Origin of the sequence: Sinorhizobium sp. 8-89 (assembly GCF_030124325.1) — a bacterium.
In the GTDB taxonomy this organism is placed as follows: domain Bacteria; phylum Pseudomonadota; class Alphaproteobacteria; order Rhizobiales; family Rhizobiaceae; genus Sinorhizobium.
In genome coordinates, this window is record NZ_JASKLR010000014.1 from 21,183 (window position 1) to 39,030 (window position 17,848).

At 62.9% G+C, this 17,848-nt stretch carries 14 protein-coding genes and 2 pseudogenes; 12 read left to right on the forward strand and 4 right to left on the reverse strand.

Annotated features, from left to right (window positions below; genetic code table 11):
* The 7 genes from QN219_RS22755 (at position 1) to QN219_RS22785 (ending at position 11,845) form a co-directional block, all read left to right on the forward strand.
* Positions 1–1,530, forward strand: a complete 1,530-nt coding sequence (locus QN219_RS22755; protein WP_284002309.1) for a cytochrome c — start codon at positions 1–3, stop codon at positions 1,528–1,530.
* Positions 1,527–1,958, forward strand: a complete 432-nt coding sequence (locus QN219_RS22760; RefSeq protein WP_284002310.1) for a hypothetical protein — start codon at positions 1,527–1,529, stop codon at positions 1,956–1,958. Before QN219_RS22755 ends, QN219_RS22760 begins: the two co-directional genes overlap by 4 nt.
* Positions 1,955–3,439, forward strand: a complete 1,485-nt coding sequence (locus QN219_RS22765) for a c-type cytochrome (RefSeq protein ID WP_284002313.1) — start codon at positions 1,955–1,957, stop codon at positions 3,437–3,439. Before QN219_RS22760 ends, QN219_RS22765 begins: the two co-directional genes overlap by 4 nt.
* A 24-nt stretch (positions 3,440–3,463) precedes the next feature.
* Positions 3,464–6,238, forward strand: a complete 2,775-nt coding sequence (locus tag QN219_RS22770; protein ID WP_284002316.1) for a cytochrome c — start codon at positions 3,464–3,466, stop codon at positions 6,236–6,238.
* Positions 6,239–6,240: 2 nt separating this feature from the next.
* Positions 6,241–8,043: a GMC oxidoreductase gene (locus QN219_RS22775; protein ID WP_284002319.1), complete on the forward strand. Its 1,803-nt coding sequence runs from the start codon at positions 6,241–6,243 to the stop codon at positions 8,041–8,043.
* A 17-nt stretch (positions 8,044–8,060) separates the two neighbouring features.
* Complete coding sequence (locus tag QN219_RS22780; protein WP_284002320.1) at positions 8,061–10,946, forward strand: hypothetical protein; 2,886 nt, start codon at positions 8,061–8,063, stop codon at positions 10,944–10,946.
* A gap of 290 nt (positions 10,947–11,236) precedes the next feature.
* Positions 11,237–11,845, forward strand: a complete 609-nt coding sequence (locus QN219_RS22785) for an NYN domain-containing protein (RefSeq protein ID WP_284002321.1) — start codon at positions 11,237–11,239, stop codon at positions 11,843–11,845.
* Between the two features lie 187 nt (positions 11,846–12,032).
* Here QN219_RS22785 and QN219_RS22790 read toward each other — a convergent pair whose 3' ends face one another.
* Complete coding sequence (locus QN219_RS22790; RefSeq protein ID WP_284002323.1) at positions 12,033–12,503, reverse strand: MucR family transcriptional regulator; 471 nt, start codon at positions 12,501–12,503, stop codon at positions 12,033–12,035.
* 236 nt (positions 12,504–12,739) lie between these two features.
* On the opposite strand from QN219_RS22790, the gene QN219_RS22795 reads away from it, so the two are divergent.
* From QN219_RS22795 to QN219_RS22805, 3 genes are all read left to right on the forward strand, one after another.
* The gene (locus QN219_RS22795; RefSeq protein ID WP_284002324.1) at positions 12,740–13,045 is read left to right on the forward strand and encodes a hypothetical protein; all 306 of its coding nucleotides are present in this window, start codon (positions 12,740–12,742) and stop codon (positions 13,043–13,045) included.
* Between the two features lie 859 nt (positions 13,046–13,904).
* Complete coding sequence (locus tag QN219_RS22800) at positions 13,905–14,216, forward strand: DUF736 domain-containing protein (RefSeq protein WP_283979460.1); 312 nt, start codon at positions 13,905–13,907, stop codon at positions 14,214–14,216.
* A 329-nt stretch (positions 14,217–14,545) separates the two neighbouring features.
* Positions 14,546–14,668, forward strand: coding sequence for a hypothetical protein (locus tag QN219_RS22805; RefSeq protein WP_283979461.1), 123 nt, complete (start codon positions 14,546–14,548; stop codon positions 14,666–14,668).
* Positions 14,669–14,706: 38 nt separating this feature from the next.
* Here the strand turns inward: QN219_RS22805 and QN219_RS22810 are convergent, their stop codons facing one another.
* Both QN219_RS22810 and QN219_RS22815 read right to left on the reverse strand, forming a co-directional pair.
* Entirely contained in the window at positions 14,707–14,964 is a 258-nt protein-coding gene (locus QN219_RS22810) for a WGR domain-containing protein (RefSeq protein WP_284002458.1), read from the reverse strand.
* Positions 14,965–15,535: 571 nt separating this feature from the next.
* Positions 15,536–15,814, reverse strand: coding sequence for an HU family DNA-binding protein (locus tag QN219_RS22815; protein ID WP_284002325.1), 279 nt, complete (start codon positions 15,812–15,814; stop codon positions 15,536–15,538).
* Between the two features lie 266 nt (positions 15,815–16,080).
* On the opposite strand from QN219_RS22815, the pseudogene QN219_RS22820 reads away from it, so the two are divergent.
* Positions 16,081–16,318: pseudogene (locus tag QN219_RS22820) on the forward strand (hypothetical protein).
* Here the strand turns inward: QN219_RS22820 and QN219_RS22825 are convergent.
* Positions 16,248–16,908: pseudogene (locus tag QN219_RS22825) on the reverse strand (type IV secretory system conjugative DNA transfer family protein); the annotation flags it as partial. The pseudogenes QN219_RS22820 and QN219_RS22825 overlap by 71 nt on opposite strands.
* Positions 16,909–17,304: 396 nt before the next feature.
* Between QN219_RS22825 and QN219_RS22830 the strand changes: the two are divergent.
* Entirely contained in the window at positions 17,305–17,670 is a 366-nt protein-coding gene (locus QN219_RS22830; RefSeq protein WP_283979464.1) for a phosphoglycerate kinase, read from the forward strand.
* The last annotated feature ends 178 nt before the right edge of the window (positions 17,671–17,848 follow it).

The window sequence follows — 17,848 nt, forward strand, 5'->3', positions numbered from 1 at the left end:
ATGAGCAGTGACGACGATCGCTTGACCCCGGTAGAAGTCGCGGTGTCGCGCGCGCGGCGCTGGAGACTGTTGATCCTGGTGCTGCTGGTGCTGGGGATTGGCTATTACCTCCTGTTCGTCAACCAATACGTGCTCGCCTTCGAGGATGAGACGCAGCACTTCCTGCACGGCTCGATCGGCAGCGAGGTCGCCACCGGCCCACCATACTGGGTCTTCAAGGCGCTTCCGGTCATGTACAAGGACCGACTTGGCGGTGAAGGCTATCGCCGCTTCGGCTTTCTTTATCAGACGCCGGACGCGGATCTGCCGATCGGCGTTTCGCGGCGCGTCGTCTCGGGCGTGGAACGGGTCTGGCTGAACTGTTCGGTCTGCCACGTCGGCACCTATCGCCTGCCGGGCGAGATGAAACAGCACATGATCCCCGGCGCACCGTCCAACAATCTCAGACTGCAGGAGATGATCACCTTCCTGATCGATGTCGGGCGAGATCCGGGCTTCAACGCCGATACCCTGATCACGGCGATCAACAGCGATGAGGTCGGCGGCAACCTGAACGTCTTCAAGCGGGCCATCTACCGCCACATCGTCTTCCCGCGCGTGAAGACTGCCTTCCTCGATCTCGGCAGGCGGCTCGCATTCGTTTCCCGTCAGGAGCCATGGGGTCCGGGTCGGGTGGACACCTTCAACCCCTACAAGGCGATCCAGTTCAATTTTCCGATGGGGCCGGAAAACATCAGCGGCGCAGCGCTCAATGGTTCGTCGGATTATCCCGCGATTTGGCAGCAGCGCCCGCGCGAGGGCATGAACCTCCACTGGGACGGCAACAACGACTCGGTGGCCGAGCGAAACTTGAGCGCAGCACTGGGCGCCGGCGTGACGCCGGTGACGGTCGACAGGCGATCGATCGGACGGATCGAGCGATGGATGTGGGATCTGCAGCCGCCAAGGTTTCCTGCCGCCGACCAGATCGACCGGACCAAGGCCGCTGAAGGCGAGCATCTCTTCACCCGCTATTGCGCCGAGTGCCACGGCCAACGCGGGCCCAATGGTTATGACTACGACACCAACCGTTATCCGCGGCTCGGTAAGGTAGAACCGCTCGCGGAAATCGGCACGGACCCCGGCCGCTGGGCTTCCTATACCGACAATTTCGTCGCCGCGCAGAGCCTCCTCTATGCCGGCTATCCCTGGCGCTTCCAACGGTTCCACAAGACGGAAGGCTACGCGAACCATCCGCTCGACGGCATCTGGGCGCGCTCTCCCTACCTTCATAACGGTTCCGTCCCGACGCTGCGCGATCTGCTCGAGCCGAGCAGTCGGCGCCCTGCCGTCTGGTACCGCGGCAGCGACGAGCTCGACCTCGAACGGGTCGGTTATCGCACGGACGCCGCCGCGCCGGGCGGATCGCTCTTCCGCTATGACACGTCCCGTCCCGGAAACGCCAATACCGGTCATGAGGGCCCGCGCTACGGGACCGATCTGCCCGCGTCGGCCAAGGACGCGCTCATCGAGTACATGAAAACGCTATGATCCACGTTCAATCACTCGCCAAGTGGAAGACACGGCACGCGATCCTCGTCTGGGTCGGCATCCTGCTGAACTTCGCATTCGTGGTGCCGCTCGTCTTCTGGCCGCACTGGATCCTCGATCTTTTCGATGTTCCGGCGCAGCAACTGATTTGGCCGCGCTTCTCCGGCTTGCTCCTCGGTATCCTGTCGATCTTCTACATCCCGGCGACGTTCGACATCGATCGCTATCGCATCTTCGCCTGGCTCGCGGTCTTCCCGTCGCGCACCTTCGGGGCGGTGTTCTTCTTCCTTGCGGTCTTTGCGTTCGGGCAGCCGGTCGGTTTCCTGGCCGGCGTGCTGCTCGACGGTTCGATCGGGATCGCCACCCTCATATGCCTGCTGCGCATCGTCAGCCTGGAGCAGGATCTAGCCAGCGGGAGGGGAATATGAGGCAGAGACAGCGGCGTTTCTGGAAGGTTCTGCTGGGCGTGCTGATCACCCTCGTTGCTGTGGCCTCCGCGGCGTACCTGCTTCTATTCCGCCCTGTGGCGCAGCCAAGGACGAACGACCTCGCGCAGGTCTTCAATCACGGCTCGATCGGCAACGAGGAGACGCAAGGTCTGCCCTACTGGATCTGGCGCGTGCTGCCGCAGCTCTTTCCCGAGTATCTGCCGGCAAACAAGGACGGCTACAGCGCCTTTGGCCTCTTTTGGGCGCGGGGCGAGCCGGTGCCGGTCGGCCTCTCCATGAGTACGCTCGGCGTCATCCCGCGCGTCGCGCCGAACTGTGCGTTCTGTCACCAGGGAAGCTACCGGCTGTCGGCATACGACCCGCCGACGCTCGTCACTGCCGGGGCCGGGGGCCGGGTCAACCCGCAAGCCTATATCCGCTTCCTGATTGCCGCCGGCGCCGATCCGCGCTTTACCGCCGACGCGATCATGCCCGAGATCACTGCGATCTATGACATGCCGCTCTGGGAGCGCGCGCTCTATCGTTTCCTTCTGATACCGGCAACGCGGGCGGCGCTTAAGGAGCAGGGCCGGACATTTACCTGGATGCAGAGCCGCCCTGATTGGGGACCCGGACGCATCGACCCCTTCAATCCGGTGAAGTTCCAGAATCTCCGTCTCCCCGACGACGGCACCATCGGCAACTCTGACATGATGCCGTTGTGGTCGCTCGGCGAGCTTGAAGCGACCAACGAACGCCGCTTCTCTCTCCATTGGGACGGCCTACAGACGGATCTGCGCGAGACTGTGCTTTCGGGAGCGATCGGCGACGGAATGACCTACACGTCCTTCCCGAGAACAGAGGAGACACTCGACCGGATGAGCGACTTCATCCGTCTGCAGCCACCGCCGCCGTCGCCGTTCTCGAGCGCACGGCCGATCGGCGACCCGTATCGCGCCGACCCGGCGGCAATCGACGCAGGGCGTGCGATCTACCAGGCCGAGTGCGCCACTTGTCATGAGCCCGGCGGTGCGCGCTACCGCACGCCGATTTCGATCGTCGAAGTTGGCACCGATCGGCATCGCCTCGACATGTGGACCCTGGCCGCGCGGCAGCGCTATGCGGACTACGAATCCGATTACAAGTGGGGCTTTGCGAACTTTCACAAGACCGAAGGATATGTCGCCACCGGTCTCAGGGGACTCTGGCTGCGCGGCCCCTACCTGCACAACGGCAGCGTTCCGACGTTGAAGGCGCTGCTCGATCCGCCGGCGCAGCGCCCGCGCCAGTTCTATCGGGGCTATGATCTGATCGATCCGGCAAATGGCGGGTTCGTCAGCGCTGCCGGCACGGACGGCGAGCGCTACGGCTCGCTCTACGACACCGCGCAGCCGGGCAACGGCAATACGGGACATCTCTGGGGCACGGACCTGCCTGCAAGGGCGAAGGAAGACCTCCTCGCCTATCTCAAGACGCTTTGACCGCTGCAACGGGGGAGGCAAGCAATGACGCTCAGGAAACGAATCAAGCGCCTTTTGGTCTATACGGTGACAGCTGTCGTCGGGCTGGGCGTGGTGGCTGTCGTCGGCGCGGTTCTGATCGTGCGCGCGCTCGTCGAACCCGATGCAGCGGCGTTCGGCACCGTCGAGGACGAAGCCAAGCGCGCTGGCCTCAGCCGCAGCGACTTTCGCGCGGCGCCGGAGCCTTACTTCGCCGCCATGGACAAAGGCCTGCTCCTGCCACCGGCGCCGGGTGCCGACTATCCGCCGGAGATCAGGCAAGTCGCCAAGGCGACCGGCCTCGAACCCGAGGCGGTGCGTCAGGCTGCGATCCGCGGGCAGAACGCCTGGATCGTCTGGACCGGCGGCAACGACCGTTTCTGGGATTTTGCGGCACGCACGGCGATTGGCTCCTTCGACCTCCTGAAGCTCATCTCTTCCCCTCCGAAACAGGCCTATGGCCGGTGGAACCGCTGGCGCTATCTCGGCCTCGTCAACGAACCCTGTTTCCGTCAGGCAAAGGAACCGGACAAGCACGGCCTCTGGCTCGACGAACGCCTCGAGGACTGCACGACCGATCCCTTCGGTGGCAACGCCGCCGCGGACGCCCGCTATCCGGGGGTGGTCATCGGCGCGCGTGGCAAGAGCGAATGGCTCAAGGGCGAGACCATGCCGGCAGGCTCCTATTACGGAAAGCCGAGCGGGGTCGTCGGGCTCCGCCTCTTCCCCAATCCCGACTTCGACGCGGAGGCCGCGAAGAAATGGGATCCGGTGCGCTACTATAACGACGCCACCTATTACAACGACAAGAATCTTGTGCGTCCCTACCGCGTCGGTATGTCCTGCGCTTTCTGTCATGTCGGGCCGAACCCGATCAATCCGCCAAAGGATCCGGAGAAACCGGACTGGACCGAGCTTTCTTCAAATCCAGGTGCACAGTATTTCTGGGTGGAGCGCATCTTCTTCTGGAACACGGCGCCGCGCAAAAGGGCGGGCGAGCCTGCGCGGAACGAAGGGAACTTCCTGTTCCAGCTCTTCCACACCAATCCTCCCGGATCGCTCGACACCTCGCTGGTCTCCACCGACTACATGAACAATCCACGGACCATGAATGCAGTCTATGAGGTGGCTGCGCGGCTTCTGATCGCGGCGGGGCAGGGACAGGAGCGGCTCGAGGGAGACGAACGGGACAACAAGCAGTTCCAGGATTACCCGCAGACGAGCGCCTTCAGCTCGCTTTACGATGTAGGCAGCGGCAATGCCGCCTCGATGCGGGTGCTGAAGGACGGCGCCGACTCGGTCGGGACCCTCGGTGCACTCAACCGCGTCTATCTGAACATCGGGCTCTTCAGTGAGGAATGGCTCCTGCACTTCCGCCCGTTCCTCGGCGGTCAGAAGATATCGCCGATCCGCATTGCCGACGCGCAGAAGAATTCCGCCTATTGGGGGGCGACCGAGGACATGACCGCCGACATGGCGATCTTCTTTCTCGTTACCGCGCGCGCCGACCGGCTGGCCGACGCTCCCGGCGGCGCGGCATACCTCGCTGCACGCGATCCGGGTGCGGTGGAGCGTGGCAAGATGATCTTTGCGGAAAATTGTGCCGCCTGCCATTCGAGCAAGCAGCCCGTGCCGCCCGTCGAATCCGGTGTGGATGCGGGGATCTGCGCGGGCGGCGGGGCCGGACCGCACTATCGCGAGTGTTGGGACCGCTATTGGGCATGGGCGCAATCGGCCGAGTTCAAGAAAGGCATGGTCGAACTCGTGACAGCGCGCGATGCCAGTGGGCGTGAAACGTTCCTCGACGGCAATTATCTCTCGACCGAGCGGCGCGTGCCGATCGACGTGGTCGGCACCAATGCCTGCAGCGCGCTTGCCACCAATGGCCTTTCCGGCGACATCTGGGACAATTTCACGTCCTCGACCTACAAGTCCTTGCCGCCCCCGCGTGAGCTTGCCGTCAACCACCCGGTTTCGGGCGCAACCATGCCGCTGAAGTCGCTCGGCAACGGCAGAGGTTATCTGCGGCCGCCGTCGCTCGTCAGCCTCTGGTCGACCGCCCCCTTCTTCCTCAACAATTCGCTCGGCCACGAGGACAGCCATTACCAGGGGACATATGACGTCGCTGCCAATGGCGCGACGGGGCCTGCCTACGGCGCGAGCTGCCCGGCCGCCGATCCGGACGATCCCTATCTGCCCTGTGTCGAGAACCGGCTCGTCGTGTTCGACCGCTCGATCCGGCAATTGCTGTCACCGGCAACGCGCCGCACCGATGACATGACGACGGCGCCGGTACCGGGCTACATCTATCGTACCTCCGCGCCGTCCTGCCTCATCGTACCGGCGGGCTACATGCCGGATGGCGTGCGCCGCTTCGCGGGTCCGCTCAATCGATTGGCGGGCTGGGCGTTCGGTCCGGACGGTTCGCTGCATCTCGGGCCGTTCCCGAAGGGCTTTCCGGTGAATGCGCTCGCAAACACCAAGCTTCTTCCCGACAATGACGAGGACGACATGCTCGCCCATTACAAACGCCTGATCTCGGCGAGCCCGACGCTGATCGGCGCCTTTGCCAAGCTCGGCGGCCAATGCTCGCCCCAGGAGCTCTCCAACCCGACGGTCCAGGCCCATGCAGAACAAGTTATCCGCGAAACCGGTCTGATCGACGCGCTGGTGGGCCTGAGCAAATGCCCGGACTACGTGGTCAATCGCGGTCATCTGTTCGGCGCCGACCTGTCCAGTTCGGACAAAGAGGCCCTGATCGCCTTTCTGAAGCAGCTCTAATCATGCCCGAGCAAGCGGTTCACGACTACATCGTCATAGGCGCCGGCGCCGGCGGCGCCGTCGTCGCTGCGCGACTGGCGGAGGAGGGCAGGGACGTCCTGGTGCTGGAGGCCGGCTCGGACCCGCTCGCCCCCGGCCTCGACCGGGATAAGGACATGCCGCTCGCCGACGCCTATCGCGTCCCGGCCTTTCATGCCTTCGCATCCGAGCACCCGGGCATGGCGAAGGACTATTGGGTTCGGCACTATGCCGACCTCGATCTTCAGCGTCGCGATTGGCGTTATTCGGCCGAGGAAGACGGGGTACTCTACCCGCGGGCGAGTGGCCTCGGCGGCTGCAGCGCCCATCACGCGATGATTATCGTGCGACCGAACGACGCCGACTGGAACCATATCAGGGAACTGACCGGCGACGAGAGCTGGAAGGCCTCGCGCATGCAGGCCTATTTCGAGCGGATCGAGCGGTGCCGGTATCGCTTCTTCCTCTGGCGCTGGCTTGCGTTCGTCACCGGCCTCAATCCGACCGGTCACGGCTGGTGGGGCTGGATGACGACGGAGCGCTCCTTGCCGCTTAGAGCATTGATCGATCGGCCCTTGCGGCGCGCGCTGCTCAATTCGGTGAGGGCGGCGGCGGACAGCTATCGCCGGCCGGGCCTCGGCTGGGAGACGACTGAAGTCGACCCCAACGACCGACGGTGGTGGAATCCGGGCGCCTGCGGCGTCCGCCTGACGCCGCTTTCGACCCGGCGTCATGCTCGCTCAGGACCGCGCGAGCGGCTGTTGGACGTGCAAAGGCGCCATCCCGATCGTCTGACAATTCGCCTGAAAGCGGCGGTGACCCGCATCGCGATCGAGGACGGCAGGGCAGTCGGCGTCTGGTGCCGGTCGGAGGACGGCAAGCAGTATCTGATCCGGGCGCGGCGCGAAGTGATCGTTGCTGCCGGCACCTTTGCATCGCCGCAAATCCTGATGCTGTCGGGCATCGGCGACCCGCAGCACTTGGATGCGCACGGCATTGCGGTTGTCGCTCCGCTACCGGGGGTCGGCCGGAATCTGCAGGACCGCTACGAGGTTTCGGTCGTCAACCGCGTGAAACGGCCGTGGAAAATGCTGAAAGGTGCCACCTACACCCGTCATGATCGGTATTATCGCTGGTGGCAGTGGTTCCGTCTCGGCAACTACACGAGCAACGGCGTGTTGTTCTCGCTGGCCCTGAAGTCGCGTGAAAGCCTGACCCAGCCCGATCTCCACTGTTTCTCGCTGCTCGCTGACTTCCGGGGCTATTATCGCGGCTATTCGGAGCGGATCCGCGCGCCGGACTTCCTGAGCTGGGTGGTGCTCAAGGCCTATTCGCAGAACCGGGGCGGATACGTCCGGCTGCGGGGCGCAGACATAGGCATAGCGCCGGAGATCCAGTTCCACTCTTTCCAGGAAGGTACTGGCGATTACAACGTCGATCTCGACGCCGTCGCCGAAGGCATACGCTTCGTGCGCAAGGCCGTCGACGGCATGGACGATATGGTCGCTGACGAGGAGGAGCCCGGGCGCAACATCACGAGCGACGAAGCACTTCGCACCTATGTGCGTGAAAACGCCTGGGGACATCATGCCTGCGGCACCTGTGCCATCGGTCCGCGCGAGCTTGGCGGCGTCGTCGACAGCGCCTTTCGCGTCCACGGCGTCAGCGGATTGCGCGTGGTCGACGCGTCGGTATTTCCGCGCATCCCCGGCTACTTCCTCGCCGCCGCAGTCTACATGGTTGCGGAAAAAGCGGCCGACGTCATCCTGGCGGATGCGGCGCCCTGAACGATAGGAGGTCGGCCATGACGCGCCCCCTGAAGAACAGCGACGAAAACGATGCCAGCCTTTACAACTGGCTCGGCGCCAGGGTGAGGCGGTTCGTTCGCTGGTGGCGAAGGTTTGACGCGCGGGTGAACCAGCCCTTGCCCGCGGGGCGGGGCCGGTTCTGGACATGGCTGGCACCTGACGGTTACCCGTGGTACGTGCCGACACTCGGGCTTGTGCTGATCACCGCCATGGCGCTCGGGCCGACATTGCGGACCGAGGTTGCGAACATCGCGACGCTGGTCTTCGGTCTGGGGCTTTTGGCTCTTCTTCATATCCTCGCTGAACGCAGTCGATTGCTGCATGCCTATCTCCTCGCAGGGCAGCTTTTCATCCTCGTCCTGCTGGCGGCCATCCATGTCGTTCTTGCCCCGCCGGAAGCCTTCGGAACCGACACGCAGGCCCTGCGGCTGCATGTGGGCGTCGCGATCGCGGCGATGCTGGCGGTGTCGCTCGGCGCGGTGTGGACGATCGCCCGCGCTCTGTTTCGTACGGGCACGAACGGGACGCTTGCGCACGCGCTCCCGAACGTCGAGCTCTTCGCACCGAAGGATCGCTACGACTTCATGGGGAGGGGACCCCTCGCGGCCCTCGTTTCGGCGTTCTTCATCGCGCCGATCAGCCATCCGGTGGAATTGCTGTTGCCCGGGTCGCTTCTCGTCCTCTTTGTCCCGGACCACTACCTCTGGCCCGGTTTTATTATCGCTGGCGCCGCGGCCTGGTTCGCCCTTTTCCTCGGCATTCTCTTCGAACGGCTGATGGAGGTATTGAAGACGCTCGGCCGACTCTTCTTCGTTGGGCCGCAATTCGTGATCAGTGTGCTTGTGATCGTCGTTGCCGTGCTGCGCCTCGCGGAGGTCCACTACATCACCTATCTGTTCAACGCCGGTAGCAGCGGCTACGGCAACACCACCATCATGAAATATGTGGCGCTCGCCTATGCGGTTGCCTGGTACTACGCCTTCTGGAGCGACCACTTCTTGGCGCGACGCCTGATCCGGTTGCTTGCGGGCACAGGCAGTGAGTTCACGCCACTTAGCATTGACTACCCCTACAAAGGCGGCTCGGATCTCAGCAAGGTCAAGGACGCGGGACGCAGCATCGCCTTGCATGGCGCGGGACGGCTGAAGATCGCGGGTGAATACGAGGACAGCTACGAGGCCTCGGGCCCGGCGTTGCAATTCCTCACCGCAGCGGAAGTGCTCACCGCGTTTCGAACCCAGCTCGAGCGCATGTCTGCAGAGAGAACCGACACCTCCCATCCGCTGGCGAGCGTCCGCAACCTGCAACGTTCGGCCTTCGTCTATCCCGCGATCACCGGGGTATTTGCATTCGGACTGATCGGCATACCATGGGTGGTGAGCCTCTTCGGCGCCGTGCAGCCGCCGGAAATGGCCGTCAATCGGGCGCCACCGGCGGACCTCGACCTCTTGTCCCTGCTGCAAACCGAAACAGGGCCTGCCGGCGCCTGCCCGGCACTCGGCCCGGACACGCCCCGGATCGCGGTTGTTGCCTCCGGCGGCGGAACGCGCGCGGCAATCTACACCGCGTCGCTTCTGCACGGACTCGCGAAACAGGGGCGCATTTGCGAGGTTGTCGCCGCAAGCGGCGTCTCCGGCGGCAGTGCCGCTCTCGCCTATTTCGCCCTGCACGAAGACGAACTCCGCCGACCGGGGCCGCCCGATGACGCGGCATGGCAGCGCTTCTCCGACACGATGGCCTTGCCGTTCATCGAGTACGTCTTAGACGGCGCCAGCGACATGCGGATCGTCTTCGGCCGCTGGCGGTGGCGAAATGCTGCGTGCGGCGAGGCGTTCTCCCGTAACGAGCAGGTCGTGGGATGGATGCCGGCGCGGAGCCGCCTCGGCAGCATCCTGGCCGAGTCCTTCGCCTGTCGCTTGGGCGCCGGCGTCATGGCGGACCTATCCTTCGGCCTCATTCTGAATACGGCGATGCTTGGCTCCTTCGATGCCGCAAGTGGTCGCTGCGCGAACGGCGGTCTGCCGCTGCCGGAACAGGCCCGGAAATGCCGGGCCGAAGGCAATGCCGCCGGCGCGGGGGGACGTGTGGTGCTGACGAACCTGCGAAAGCCGGAGGCGAGCCTGAGTGCCGGCGAGGGAATGGAGATCGTCACGCTGAACGACGCCAGTCTTTCGATCGCGCGCGCGGCCGCGCTCAGCGCCAACTTTCCGCCGGTCTTTCCCGATGCCGCCATAGACCTTCAAGCGGCGCCCGGATCGGCAGTGCGGCGATATTGGGTGACCGACGGCGGCGCGGTGGAGAACCGCGGTGCGATAACCCTCTATTTTGCCGTCCGAGAGACGATGCGGCGCCCGCCGGCGGCCGTAGGGCTGGCGCCATTGCACGTCGTCGTCGCCGACGTGTCCGCGTCCGATGATCACTACACCGAAAGCTTCGGTTTCAATTCCGTGCTCGGCGCCGGCGGTCAGCTCGGCCTGGCGCTAGAAGGCGAGCTCCTGGCCGATCTCAAGGACATCTACTGCAGGCGGGGTTCGACGATTAGGGTCCACGAGATCGCCATGCCCGCGGTGCTGCGCAACGGAGGCATCGGCACCCACTGGCTCCTTCCCGGATCGCTGACCTTCACGGACCCGAAAACCGGTGATGGCGTCACCCTGTCGGCCAACGACGTGAAGAAGCTCGTCGTCGCCCTGCACGACAATAAGGCGCAGGTCTTCGACGATCCGGAGGATGCCGCAAAGGTCCTTGGCTGGACACGGGAGGGCGTCCCCTCGCACCAGCAGCGCTGGCAGGAGTTGCTGCGGGCGCTTTCAACGCCCGCGGTCCAAGCGGACTCCTCATGCGAGAGGCGGACTTCCGGTGGAGCGATATATGCGCCGTGACCCTTTTCAACGCCTAACGTTCGAGCGCCACTATGTCGGCAGCCTGCCCGCATACGGGTGCGGGGCGGCCGGAAGACCGGGCGACTCAGCTTGGCGGTAGCCGCGCCGGTGCCGATCTCAAGTACTGCCCATGCGGTTGGGAGCCAGGAAGATCCGTCACGAGAGCGACATGTCCAAGCCCATCGATAGTGACATTTCCCAATAGTCGAAGGGTCCAGCCGGGGGCGGCAACGAATAGATGCCGGCATCCGCAGCATCGCTGCCAACGGTTGCACTGTCCAGGAGCCCAAATGTTCGATTCCCGAGAGAAAATCGCCCTTTTTATCGATGGCCCCAATCTTTATGCGGCCTCAAGGAGCTTGGGCTTCGATGTCGATTACCGCAAGTTGTTAAGCGCATTCCAAAAGCGCGCGTATGTTTTGCGGGCATATTATTACACGGCCCTCGTAGAGGAGCTGGACTTTTCCTCGATCCGTCCACTGGTCGACTGGCTCGACTATAACGGCTACATCGTCGTCACTAAGGCGGCGAAGGAGTTCACCGACTCGCTTGGCCGGCGCAAGATCAAGGGCAGCATGGACATTGAACTGACAATCGACGCTCTGGAGCAAAGCCAGGCTGCGGATCACCTCGTCATTTTCTCCGGCGACGGCGATTTCACAAGACTCGTAAAAGCGCTGCAACGCAAGGGACGCAAGGTTTCCGTCGTCTCGACTATGGCCACTCAGCCGCCTATGGTTGCGGATGAACTTCGTCGTCAAGCGGACCACTTCATCGATCTCGTGACGCTGCGCACCGAGATTGATCGTCGTGCGGATGCCAGAAATGCAGCACCAGCCACCGAGATTACAGAAGACGTCAAGGTCGATCCGCGCTCTGTGGCTCCGCGCTCTTGCTAACCCGAGTCCGCTCAGCGAGCGCGATCTTCAACGTTCTCATGACTGGGGCCGCACCCGTCAGCTTCGCCTCGGAAAGCCGTCCGGTATTTAAGCGGGAGACCGGTTTCGTTTGGAACCATTGTCCTGTGTCATTGGAATACGCAGCTTGAAAGCATTCTCACTTGCGACGGCTCAGCGGACGGCGGCATCAGCTGAACTTCAGTCCTAACTTCTTGCGAACGGGAGCACGGGGTTCGGGTGCCGGTACAGCTTTCTTTCCCAGGCCTGTTGCTCGTGCAAGTGCAGAGCGCTGTCGAGTATAACTCGGAGCTGTCATCGGATAGTCGGCCGGAAGCTTCCATTTCTCCCGATATTGTTGCGGCGTGAGACCGTACTTTGCCATCAGGTGCCGCTTGAGAGATTTGAATTTCCCGCCGTCCTCCAGGCAGATGATGAAGTCCTCTGTAACCGATTTCTTGATAGCGACCGCGGGGCGTCGCTCCTCGGTGACGGGCTCGGCTTGCACTGCTCGAGACGTCCCGTCCAAGGAGTCGTAGGTTTGCTGAATTAGATCCGGAAGGTCAGTGGTGGGAACGACATTGTGGGCCAAATAGGCGGACACGATGCGGGTGGTGAGCTCAAGTCTGCGTTGAGTTATTTCCGAATGCGCTTCCGTCAATCGTCTTCTCCGTGGCCTATTAAATCGAACCCGTAACTGGCAGGTATTTCAGTCCGAAGGAAGGCAACATGATAGCGAAGCCATTGGATTGCGCGATATTCGCCGACACGTGCTGAGGAGCCGGCTGCCGTCTCTGATCATCTTGCTCAACACCGTCAAGGGCGGGGCATCGGCTCCCACTTTTACCCGCACCGTCGACCGGCGTGCAATGTCTCCATCGGAATGATCCGAACGCAGTGCAAACCGCCACGATCGAGCAGATGCGGCGCAAGGTGCAGGAACTGGCGGGCCTCACCGGCCGGCGCTCCGTCGCATCCCGTCGTCACGCAATGGCTTGGCTTTCCCATGGACGAGTTCTGCGGACGAAGCCGAGCCGTGAGGCCCGGCAGGTCAACCGGTTTCCTCTCATCGAGAGGCGGATAAGCTGGGAGGATTGCCTCGACGGGCTCAGGAGCCACGGCCACCCCGATCCGCCCAAAAGCGCCTGCATCCGCTGTCCCTTCCACGCCAACAGCCTTTGGCAATCCATGCGGGGACAATGACGCCGAGGCATGGTCCGATGCTGTCGCGGTTGACCGGGCGATCCGCACGTGCCTGCGCAGTACCCGCGGCGAGCTCTTTCTAGATCGATCCGGCGTTCCCCTCGATGAAGTCGACTTTTCGACAGCGGCCGAACGCGGCCAGCTCGACCTGTGGCCGAACGAATGCGATGGGATGTGTGGCGTGTGATCGTCCACCAGGAAAGGATCGTTGACTTCAGCACCTAAGCGCTGCGCAGCGGGGCGAAGCCGCCGCCTTGCGGCCGACCCATGTTCGGCCGACAACCTTGGGGCCGAGCCACACCAAGCCGGCCAGGGCCGGCGCCCAGCCCTTAATGGGTATATTTCATGATCGTGGAGCGGCCGTTCCTTCTTGATTGCAGCCGCGCGGCTCCTGGAGTTTCAGCAGTCGGCCCGTCGTCTTTCGACCGATATGAGGAGGCGGTTGGGTCCGTTTCCCGACTGAGGATGTTTGTCGTTATGCGATCACAGATGACGGGGGCAGCCGAGTTTGATAGTGCCTGAGCGTTACCGAGGTTGCGATCATCATGCCGACGGGAGGCCGCCTTTCGTCTGGCCCGGTGTTTCACGGAAGGGCGCGCACCTCGCGTCCTCGATGTGGCTGGTCTGACCGAAGGCCGCCTTCGCTTTGCTCCGCCTCGTTCTCAAGCCCTCAACAGCCGTTCGCGACTTTCTTCCCCTGCTGGCTTCGCCACCATTCCTCGCGGACCAAGAAAGTCTCGCCCTGGCTGCTCTACACTACCGTTTCGGCCCCTCCGGGGTGCGGGCCGACCGCCTCCGGTCCATCGACCACCATCGAGGTCGCGATGGTCGCGGCCCGAGAAACTCACGGAGACGACAGATGGCTACCATCGGCACTTTCACTTCAAACGGCAGCTCCTTTTCCGGCGTCATCAAAACCCTCAACCTCAATGTCAAGGTCAAGCTGGTCCGCATCGAGAACCCCTCCGACAAGGGCCCGCACTTCCGCATCTTCGCAGCGGCGAATGTGGAACTCGGAGCCGCCTGGCAGAAGGTCTCCAACGAGGGTCGCGACTACCTCTCGGTCAAGCTGGACGACCCGAGCTTCCCCGCGCCGATCTACGCCACACTGATCGAGGTGGAAGGCGAGGAAGGCCTGCAGCTGATCTGGTCCCGGCCGAACCGGGATTGAGTTTCCCGCCAGGGGCTCCGCCGCAAGGCGGGGCTCCCTCTTCACGCATGAGAAAGCCGGAGCCTCCCGCGTTTCGGGTGCCATACGGAGCCGGGTGGGTCTGCTCAGATCCTCCAACGGGGCGCCCAGACCGAAGGCCTCGAGGACGAGCGGTTAGACCCCAAAATGCTGGCGCATTTCGGTTTCCCTACTCGCCGGCTCCGACGGTCGCCTTCCTCGCTTCCCCACCCCTCCGGTCCGCCATGACCGGAGCCGCCCTCTTTCACAAAAATCGTGCAGACGACGATGACGATTTCCCTCGAACAGCAAGTCGAAGAGCTTCGGCCGAGATGAACAATGCTTGCGACATGGACGAGCGCCGCCAAATTCCCGCGGAGCTAGAGCTCGCGCTGGCCGAGCGCGAGCTCATCATGGCCGACCAGGACGGCCCATCACTGCCGAGCCTCCTTTAAGTGGAGGCTTTGCCGGCCGGGTGTCCGCCGCACCTCGTTCATCTCAGCACCGAAGTGCGCGGAAGATAACCGCGCTTTCTTTTCTGTCGGAGCAGATCGAGAAACAGCCGGACCGCATCTTCTTCCCGGTCGAAATGATGGGTCTTCTGCTGGCCCGTGGAGCCGATGCGTCCCCACCGCCGCGTTAAACAGGCATCGCCGAACAAGGTCGGCTCGATCGACATGGCGTAATAACGGGCCATGTTCCTCGAGGGATCCGTTCGTTCGACATAGAGCTGATAAGGCTGCGCGATCATGCCGATAGGGTCGGAAATTTCGTCGTCGGCGTCCAACAAGACTTATGAATCGGTCTGCGTCAAACGATTCATGATCGTGATGAGTGCGGAGCCGTCAGGCGGATTGAGCGAGATGGCTCAGGCGCACAGCTCTCGTCGCGATGCGACCGGAGTCCGCAAACGGTCTCCGGCCGTGCGGTCGCAATCACACTGATGGCAATCTTGATGCCGCCGCTAGGAGCATCGCCTGGACTAAGGCCCAGGACATGGAGAGCGTCAGCGCAAATCTCAATATTGATGAGACGCGTTGCTTCGCTGTGGTCGAGGCCAGCAAGCCGGTAGAAGAAGTCTTGCGCGAGGTCGTACCGGAATTCCCGAAGGAGCCGTTCCGTATCCGGAAGCAGCCCATCCAGTTCGAGAACAATGCAAACGTCAAATCCATTCTCCGCTCTTTCGCAAGCGGCGTCGTCATCAGGGATCACAGCATCTGTGCCAAGCGCGTCGGATTGTTCGCCGATCCGAGCGACGTGCGCCAAACCGAGGTCGCCCGGTTCGACGACGGTCGAACCGGGCGCTTCCGTGCAGGCGCGGATTACTTGTTCATCGCGTCCTTAAGCGCCTTCGCCGGCTGGAAGCTCAACTTCTTCGCGGCAGCCACTTTGATCGTCGCGCCGGTTGCGGGATTACGCGCATCGCGCTCCGGCGTGTCCTTGACCTTGAATTTTCCGAATCCGGGAATAGCCGTCTCGGCGCCTGCCGTTGCCGCCGCAGCAACAGCGGCGAAGACCGCCTCAACGATCGTCTTGCCCTGAGCTTTCGTCAGGCCATGGTCGGCGGCGATCTTGTCAGCGATTTCATTGGTGGTGGTCATGATTGAGTCCTCGTTATCTCCCACGGCAACATTTTCACCGGATTCATCCATTGTCACGCGACGCGGGCGCGCCACCCGCACAATCGCATCTATTTCCACAACTTGGTGGCGGGTTAAAGCATCTGTTCGAAAGCTGTTGCCTTGTCGCGCGCGCCTTCGGGAATGCTTTGTGTATCACAAGGCTGTATTCCGCTTTGCGGCAAGACTCACGCACTGGCATTTACCGCGGCAAGGATGTATGGCGCGTGAAACATATTCGAAGCTTCATCACGGAAGAAACGGTTCAAGTCGGAAGCCGTGCCGATTTCGGCCGCTTGGCGATTGAAAATTGCCAAGCAAATTGTCGGCGAACAGCGTTTTGAGCTCGCCAAGGGGGCGCGTGACGGCACGGAAGACGACGTCCGGGCAGCCGGCAATGCTCTGGGTCAGGCGATCACGAACGTTTTGCTCGAAGTTCATGACGGGCTGCTGGAAGGAATTCCCGAAGACCATGACGCGCCTTAAGCAAGAAGCTCCACTGCTTCTCCGCGCTGTCCCGGAAGTCTGCATTGGGCTTTAGGCATGCCTTCATATCCGCGAGCCGGAACCAGATAGCGCGTCCGCATCTAAGCGGTGGATTGCCGGCCATGAAGACGATCTGCTCGTCGCTGAGCATGCGCAGCACCTCGTGCGGCAGGATCAGCAATCGGCGGCTGAGCTGCTTCGGCGCGACTGTGACGATCCTTTTATCCCCGTTGAGCGGTTTGCCTGGTCGACCTCGACCGTCATGTCGCCGCAAGACTTCGAGATATAGTTGGCCGTCTCCCGATCGTTGATCGCGGCTAGCGAGATCATGACGCCGATTCAAATCATTTGCTCGTCGCATCACGGCCGCTAGGCCTCGCTCATCTGGCCCATTCGACTGGAAGATCAGCCTCAGGCTGATGCTGGATTTCAGCCGGGATCGCGGGCGGTTTCGAGGATACGCCAGGTAGCCGAGCCGCGCGACTGCATCGAGCAGGTGTCGTTCCCTCGACCCGTGCCATTGCGGTTGTAGATGGCGCTCAGCAAGAACCGATCACCACGCGGGCTAGTCCCCGATGCGCCTCCTTGATCGCCTGCAGGCGGCGGTGTCCTTCTGCAGGTCCAACCAGTGGCAGCGCTCGCCGAATTTGCTCCGCAGCGTCGCGCCGTTCACGCCTTCTCGCGCCAGCCTTTCGCGACGAGAGAGCATTGTCGACTTCAGAAATCGCCTTGTAGCCGCCCACGGTCAGAATTCCGCGCGCGGTCTTGCTGTCTGCGCAGGACGATGTCGGCCCTCTCGCCCTTTCGCTGCCGTCCCTTCGGTTTTTTTGCACTCCTGCCGGACGGCGCCTCGCCGTCAATGGCCCGCCCGCGCCAGCTGCCGGCAATGATGCCGGCGCACCCGTGTTGGCCATGACGGCTGCGCCTGTGGCCGTCCGGCCTTTCGCGCAGCGTCCTTCGGGACCGAGCAACGAAAGGAGAAAATCATGGGACTCGACATGTACGCCTGCACTCTTCGCCAATCGCCCGCCGTGCCGGTGGATTTCGACGTCGGCGATGCGGTGGCGCTTCATTATTGGCGCAAGCACCCGAACCTGCACGGCTGGATGGAAGCGCTTTATCGCGAAAAGGGCGGCACCCAGGCGGATTTCAATTGCGTCAATCTTCAGCTTTCGGCCGAGGACCTCGACCGCCTGGAGGTTGCAATCCGCAATCGGCGTCTGCCGCACACCGAAGGTTTCTTCTTCGGCGTCTCCGATGGCAGCGAACTGGACGATGACCTCGCCTTCATCGCCAAGGCGCGCGAAGCGGTCGCGGCGGGACTTGTCGTCTTCTACACAGCCTGGTGGTAGGAGCGATCGCTGGGCCGGCAATTGCCGGCCCAGCCACTCGCAATGGCGGGCGCTCGCGACGTGCTGACTACCCGTCCCGCAGCGCACGCCGTATTCCGGCCAGTTTTCTCCGCGCTCAGGAGCTTTTTCCTGTAGCCAATCCAACCAGCTTCTGCGGGAAGTAGGCGCCGATCGTCTC

Coding starts and splice junctions, on each gene's coding strand:
- QN219_RS22775 (WP_284002319.1), top strand. CDS start 6,241: ATGCCCGAGCAAGCGGTTCACGACTACATCGTCATAGGCGCCGGCGCC.
- QN219_RS22755 (WP_284002309.1), top strand. CDS start 1: ATGAGCAGTGACGACGATCGCTTGACCCCGGTAGAAGTCGCGGTGTCG.
- QN219_RS22770 (WP_284002316.1), top strand. CDS start 3,464: ATGACGCTCAGGAAACGAATCAAGCGCCTTTTGGTCTATACGGTGACA.
- QN219_RS22805 (WP_283979461.1), top strand. CDS start 14,546: ATGAACAATGCTTGCGACATGGACGAGCGCCGCCAAATTCCCGCGGAG.
- QN219_RS22815 (WP_284002325.1), bottom strand. CDS start 15,814: ATGACCACCACCAATGAAATCGCTGACAAGATCGCCGCCGACCATGGC.
- QN219_RS22830 (WP_283979464.1), top strand. CDS start 17,305: ATGGGACTCGACATGTACGCCTGCACTCTTCGCCAATCGCCCGCCGTG.
- QN219_RS22765 (WP_284002313.1), top strand. CDS start 1,955: ATGAGGCAGAGACAGCGGCGTTTCTGGAAGGTTCTGCTGGGCGTGCTG.
- QN219_RS22780 (WP_284002320.1), top strand. CDS start 8,061: ATGACGCGCCCCCTGAAGAACAGCGACGAAAACGATGCCAGCCTTTAC.
- QN219_RS22800 (WP_283979460.1), top strand. CDS start 13,905: ATGGCTACCATCGGCACTTTCACTTCAAACGGCAGCTCCTTTTCCGGC.
- QN219_RS22810 (WP_284002458.1), bottom strand. CDS start 14,964: ATGATCGCGCAGCCTTATCAGCTCTATGTCGAACGAACGGATCCCTCG.
- QN219_RS22785 (WP_284002321.1), top strand. CDS start 11,237: ATGTTCGATTCCCGAGAGAAAATCGCCCTTTTTATCGATGGCCCCAAT.
- QN219_RS22760 (WP_284002310.1), top strand. CDS start 1,527: ATGATCCACGTTCAATCACTCGCCAAGTGGAAGACACGGCACGCGATC.